Origin of the sequence: Frankia sp. KB5, from assembly GCF_002099325.1 — a bacterium.
Lineage (GTDB): Bacteria > Actinomycetota > Actinomycetes > Frankiales > Frankiaceae > Frankia > Frankia casuarinae.
In genome coordinates this window covers 1-5,704 of sequence record NZ_MRUJ01000323.1, presented here as the reverse complement: position 1 = coordinate 5,704, position 5,704 = coordinate 1, and the positions used below count along the sequence as shown (strand labels likewise).

The following is a 5,704-nucleotide window of genomic DNA, read 5'->3' as shown; positions in this document are numbered from 1 at the left end:
CGAAAACCACCCGACCGGCAACACCGGCCGGGCCTTCGGCCCGCCCACCCACGCCATCACCGAACTCTTACGATCCCACACATCATCCCCGCGTTGAGTGGAACGGCGACGTCCAGCCGCCTCTCCTGACCATTACCCGCCCAGCCGACCACGGTGACTTCATGGTCCAGATCAGCGGCATGGAAAACGGCATCCTCGCCGAACCACCCCACGGCGAACTCGCCGTCACCACCGGACCGGACGGCGCACAGCACCTCCACTGCCCCCGCTGCGCGTCAGGCTCCGGTCTCACCCACCAGGAATGGCTCTACTCCGCCCGGCCCGTCCTCGACAGTGCCCTGCGGCGCGTCGACGATCCCGCCCACGACCGGCCGCTGTGGTTCGTCACCCTGTCCAGTGACGACGACCAGGACAGCGCCTTCGACCTCACCGACGCCACCGCACCACGGTTCTACTGCCGTTTCTGCGCCCGCGGCTACACCCTTCCCCGCGACGTCCACTTCGACATCGCCTGGTAAGTCGCCCCGCCTCACCCTTTCCACCACCCACGGCGCTCCCACCCGGGAACGCCCGAACAGCCATGCCCGCAATCCCCATCTTTTCGTTTCTTCTCCCAAGGAGTATCCGATGAACGAACAGCGATGCACCGGAACCGGACGCAACTCCAGCCTCGACGACCTCGTCGCTCTCCTGCAGACCGAGCAGCCCCGCCAGCTCGACGTCGTCGCCCCCGCCCGCACGATCACCGCCCGCGACGGCAGCCTCGTCCTCGCCGGCACCGACCCGGTCCTCGGACCCGACGGCGTCGACCTCACCGACGGCACCTACACCCCCACGACCATCGCCGACGAAGGCCTCGCCGACAAGCTCCAGATCCCCCTGCCCTACCTGCGCCGCCTGCGCGAGACCCATCTCCCCCTCTACGACGCGAACATCAACGGCTGGTTCCAGCACCCCGCCCAGCAGAACCGCGCCCTGCTCGTCCGCGCCCTGCGCCCCTCCACCGGCAGCGGCCCGGGCGTCGCGCGGGCGGTGCTGTCCGACCGCTACCGGCCGGTCGACAACCTCGACGTCCTGCTCGCCGCGCTCGACGGCATCCGCCAGGCCGGCGGCCCCGTCACCGTCGACGGCGCCGATCTCACCGACCGGCGCATGTACCTGCGCATCCGCAGCGACACGGTCCGCCTCGCCGCCCCCACCCTCCTCGACGGCTACACCAGCCCGTTCACCGGAGCCCGCGGCGCCGACAACCCCATCGTCTGGGCCGGCTTCACCGTCACCAACAGCGAAACCGGCTGCGGCGCGTTCACCATCACCCCCCGCCTCGTCGTCGAGATCTGCACCAACGGCATGACGATCACCAAGGACGCCGTGCGCGCCGTCCACCTCGGCGGACGCCTCGACGACGGCGTCATCACCTGGAGCAGCGACACCCAACGCAAGGCCATCGCGCTCGTCACCGCCAAAGCCCGCGACGCCGTCGCCGCCTTCCTCAACCCCGACTACCTGCACCGCACCCTCGCCCGTCTCGAACGCGCCGCCGCGACCCCCATCGACGACCCCGCCGCCACCATCACCCACATCGCCAGCCAGCTGCACTTCACCGCCGACGAACAGACCCGGATCCTGTCCCACTTCATCCGCGGCGGCGACCTCCGCAGCGCCGGCGTCCTGCACGCCGTCACCAGCACCGCCCAGACCCTGCCCGACGCCGACCGCGCCCACGACCTCGAAGCCCAAGCCCTGCGCGCCCTGCACCTCGCCGCCACCGTCTGACCCACCAGCCACACCCCACGCAGACCGCCCGGCACGGCAGGCCACGCCGGGCGGTCCCCGGACCACATCACCTGGCCTGCCAGCGCTCGCGCGAATTCCCCGACTACTTCCCCAGGGAGCACACCCTCATGGCGAACCACCACGCCGCCCTGCTCGCCCTGCTCGCCAAGGACGTCGCGTTCGACACGAACCCGCAGGGCACGCCGCCGATCACCGTCCCCCGCTACCGGGCCGCCATCCACGCGGTCCTCGCCGTACGTCCGCCCGCCCTCGCCCGACCCGACGACGACGTCACCCCAAGGGCCATTCGCGACGCCTACGACGCCGGCGCCCGAGCAGCGCTCAGCGCCGCTCTCGAGGCACTCGCCAGCGCGCTCACCCAGCGCACTACCCCGTAGCCCGCGAGCGATCCCGAGCCGACCGCACACCTCCTCCTCGAGGCCAGCCATTCCAGCCGCCCCCGCCATCGCACTCCTCGAAAGGACCCTTCACCACCATGCCAGCACAGCCGAGCAGCACTCCACCACCGACCGGCCGCCCCGCACGCATCGAACTCGTCGACCCGCGGACCCTCCTGCTCGACCGCAACCTGCGCGCCTCCGGCGCCGCCGACCGCGACCTCGTCGCCTCCCTCAAGGCACACGGCGTCCTCGTCCCCCTCACCGCCGTACGCACCGACGACGGCCTGCGCGTCCGCCACGGCCACCGCCGCACCCGCGCCGCCATCGACGCCGGCCTCCCCCACGTCCCCGTCCTCATCCTCGGCCCCGACAACGACGACACCACCGAACAGATCACCCGCATCCTCACCCAGTGGGCCGAGAACGAACACCGCGCCGGACTCACCCCCACCGACAAGATCGGCGCCGTCGAACAACTCGCCGCCTTCGGCCTCACCCCCGCCGCCATCGCCCGACGCACCCGTACCCCCCGCGGCCACATCGACGCCGCCCTGCGCATCTCCACCTCCCCCGCCGCCCGTGACGGCCTCCACCAACACCCCCTCGACCTCACCCAGGCCGCGACCCTCGCCGAGTTCGACGACGACCCCGACGCCGTCACCCAACTCCTCAYCGCCGCCGACCACGGCACCTTCGACCACACCGCCCAACTCCTCCGCGACAACCGCGCGGACCGCACCGCCCGCGACACCCTCACCCGCCAGCTCCGCGACGCCGGCACCACCGTCATCGACCCACCCAACCCCACCGGCCCCGCCCGACTCCTCGCCTCCCTCCACCACGACGGCGCCCCCCTCACCCCCGAGGACCACCAGAACTGCCCCGGGCATGCCGTCTACCTCCAACACACCCTCACCCCCACCGTCACCGACCCGGCCGCACCGCCCTACCGGCCAATCCACGTCTGCACCGCCCCCGACAGCCACGGCCACACCAGCCGCTTCCACACCCCCACCAGCAGCGACAACACCCCGACACCCTCCACGTCCGCCAGAGCCCGCACCCACGAGCGCGCCGCCCTCGCCGAGAACAACCGCCAGTGGCGATCCGCCACCACCGTCCGCCGCAGCTGGCTCCGCGACTTCCTCACCCGCCGCACCCCACCCGCCGGCGCCGACCGTTTCCTCGCCGCCCGCCTCGCCGCCGCCGACCACGACCTCACCCGCGCCCTGACCCGCCACCACCCCCTCGCCGCCACCCTGCTCACCACCCCCGACAGCACCCTCGACCCCGTCCACCTCGCCGCCCTCATCGACGACGCACCCGAACCCCGCGCCCGCGTCCTGCTCCTCGGCCTCGTCCTCGCCGCCTACGAGGACACCTACGCCGACCCCCACACCTGGCGCACCCCCACCCCAGCCGCCCGCCGCTACCTCACCGCCCTCCAGACCTGGGGCTACACCCCCGCCGACATCGAACGCCCCCTCACCAGGCCAACCCCGCCCCCACCCACCACCACCACGCCGGCCAGCGACCCCCGACGCACCGACCCCCAGCAGGACGTCGACGAACCACCGCATCCCGCCACCACCAGCGACACCAGCGCCGACCACACGGCCGACGCGACCCGAAGCACCCACCCAACGCCGGATCCCATCTCGCCGTCCGACTCCACCGACCACTGACCAGCCGACCTGACATCCGGGCACCACCATCGACGGAGGTGCTCGGACCCCTTCCAGACAAGGCCCACCGATGAATCCCGACATGACGCCGACACCCACGCCACCTCACACACCCGGGCAGGACCACGCCCGAACCGACACCGCCGGCCGCCGCCGCAGCCGCGGCCGCGGCTACACCGTCATCGGCATCCGCGACCTCGACGGTTCCCTCACCGTCGCCGGCGTCATCGCCGGCGACGTCTTCCTCGCCGACAGCGAACCAGGCCCCGAACACGCCTCCCGCTGGGCCGACTACTTCCCCGACGCCGACAACCCCGACACCGCCGAACGCCTCGCCCACGACCAGTGCGCCGACGGCTAGCCGACCAGCGCCAGACCGCCCACCGCAGCGGCCACCGCGCCCGTTGGCGCGCCTTACACGGACGGCGACGTCGCACCACGGAAGGCGTCACGTCCTACCCGCCGCGACGAGGACGCGAGCGGCCACTCCGACGCCCGTGAACGCGATCTGACCACCGCCACCACGGCCCCGCGGCGCCGGATGGGAATGCCACCGTGATCGGCCCAGCGGCGCGAGGTCCTCCCAGGCACGACGACCGTGCGCCAGCCGGCGACCCGCGTCAACCGGCCGCCTTCATCGCCCGGACCACAGATCCTTCACGGCGCGGACACAACGGAGCCGGCTCCGCCGGCACAGCACCACCACGACCGCGCCGTGAAGCATCTTGGCCGGCCGGGCGGCCCCTTGACACGGCCCCCCGCCCGACGCAGCCCCGTGCCATCGGGAGGACACACCGCACCAAGGACCACCCGGTCCCACCCCCTCCCGACCACGAGGAGGACCCATGCACGGCACGCTCGACTTCACCCTCACCGCCTTCGTCCACCGCGCCCCGCACATCGCCCCCACCCGCAACCAGTCCAGCCTCTGGGCCGCCATCCCCATCTGCCTGCGCCTCCCCGACGTCATCGAAGACGGCACCATCCACCCCGGCAAGCTCCACTACGCCCAGGTCAAAGCCTTCGGCCTCCTCGCGACCCGCATCCAGGACGCCTCCCTCAACATCGGCGACTGGATCACCGTCGCCGTCCGCGACGTCCAGACCCGCGTCTACCTCAACGCGCAGAAGCAGCCCCGCGCCAGCGTCGAATACATCGCCGAATCGATCATCATCCGCCCCGACCTCGAGCGCCCCTCAAACCCCGCCCCGTCCCAGGCCGCACACACCGCCTGACCTGCGAAGGGGAACGTTCCCAAGCCCGACCGGGAACGTTCCCCCTCCCCTCCCTCCCCCCGGGCACCACATCTCGCCAGGGTCCCGCAGATCCGGAAGACCTCCATCACCAGCCGGCCCCAGCGCGACCCCCGCGCCAACCGCCGCCGCGTGCGCCCGCCGCGCCGCAATGCCAGCCGCCACGTGATGCACGCGTCGCGCTGCTTCCCCGCATGTCCGATCAGCGAACGGAAGCCACGATGACATCCCGACGAACCATGCGCGTCGCCCTCGACGGAACCCGCGACTACGACGTCCCCTACAGCCCGGTCCGCTGGAACGGCTTCGCCGTCCCCGGCTTCACCCTCGACCAAGCCCGTCAGATCGCCGCCGACCTCGCCACCGAACACGCGACGCTGGCCGCCGCCGGCCTACCCACCGACGAGCAGGACACAGTCACCGTCAACGACGACGACACCATCTCCATCCACAGCGGCACCCACCACGAGACGACCATCCTCGAGCCCTCCCCCGACGGCCTCTACTACCTCGGCGCCTACGAATGGGCCTGGCAGATCATCGACTAAGCACAGCCCCCTCGGCCCACATCCCGGCCGGCCGCCCAGCC

Annotated in this window: 7 protein-coding genes; all 7 read left to right on the top strand. The window is 72.1% G+C overall.

From position 1 onward, the window contains the following. Nucleotides 1-518, top strand: a 518-nt coding sequence (locus KBI5_RS23545) for a hypothetical protein (RefSeq protein WP_206745274.1), incomplete at its 5' end; no start/stop codon positions are given. Nucleotides 519-627: 109 nt separating this feature from the next. Next, complete coding sequence (locus tag KBI5_RS23540; protein WP_085016507.1) at nt 628-1,776, top strand: DUF932 domain-containing protein; 1,149 nt, start codon at nt 628-630, stop codon at nt 1,774-1,776. Nucleotides 1,777-1,904: 128 nt separating this feature from the next. Further along, on the top strand, nt 1,905-2,174 hold the full coding sequence (locus tag KBI5_RS23535) for a hypothetical protein (RefSeq protein ID WP_085016506.1): 270 nt from the start codon (nt 1,905-1,907) through the stop codon (nt 2,172-2,174). A 98-nt stretch (nt 2,175-2,272) separates the two neighbouring features. After that, on the top strand, nt 2,273-3,862 hold the full coding sequence (locus tag KBI5_RS23530; RefSeq protein WP_085016505.1) for a ParB N-terminal domain-containing protein: 1,590 nt from the start codon (nt 2,273-2,275) through the stop codon (nt 3,860-3,862). An 82-nt stretch (nt 3,863-3,944) separates the two neighbouring features. Further along, a complete protein-coding gene (locus KBI5_RS25720; protein WP_133057144.1) occupies nt 3,945-4,223 on the top strand; it encodes a hypothetical protein in 279 nt (92 codons plus the stop codon). 484 nt (nt 4,224-4,707) lie between these two features. Continuing rightward, nucleotides 4,708-5,097 carry a hypothetical protein gene (locus tag KBI5_RS23525; RefSeq protein ID WP_085016504.1) on the top strand — a complete coding sequence of 130 codons (390 nt, stop codon included), beginning with the start codon at nt 4,708-4,710 and terminating at the stop codon, nt 5,095-5,097. Nucleotides 5,098-5,336: 239 nt separating this feature from the next. Next, nucleotides 5,337-5,663 (top strand): hypothetical protein, encoded by a 327-nt coding sequence (locus KBI5_RS23520; protein ID WP_085016509.1) that lies wholly within the window; start codon nt 5,337-5,339, stop codon nt 5,661-5,663. Nucleotides 5,664-5,704: the final 41 nt, after the last annotated feature.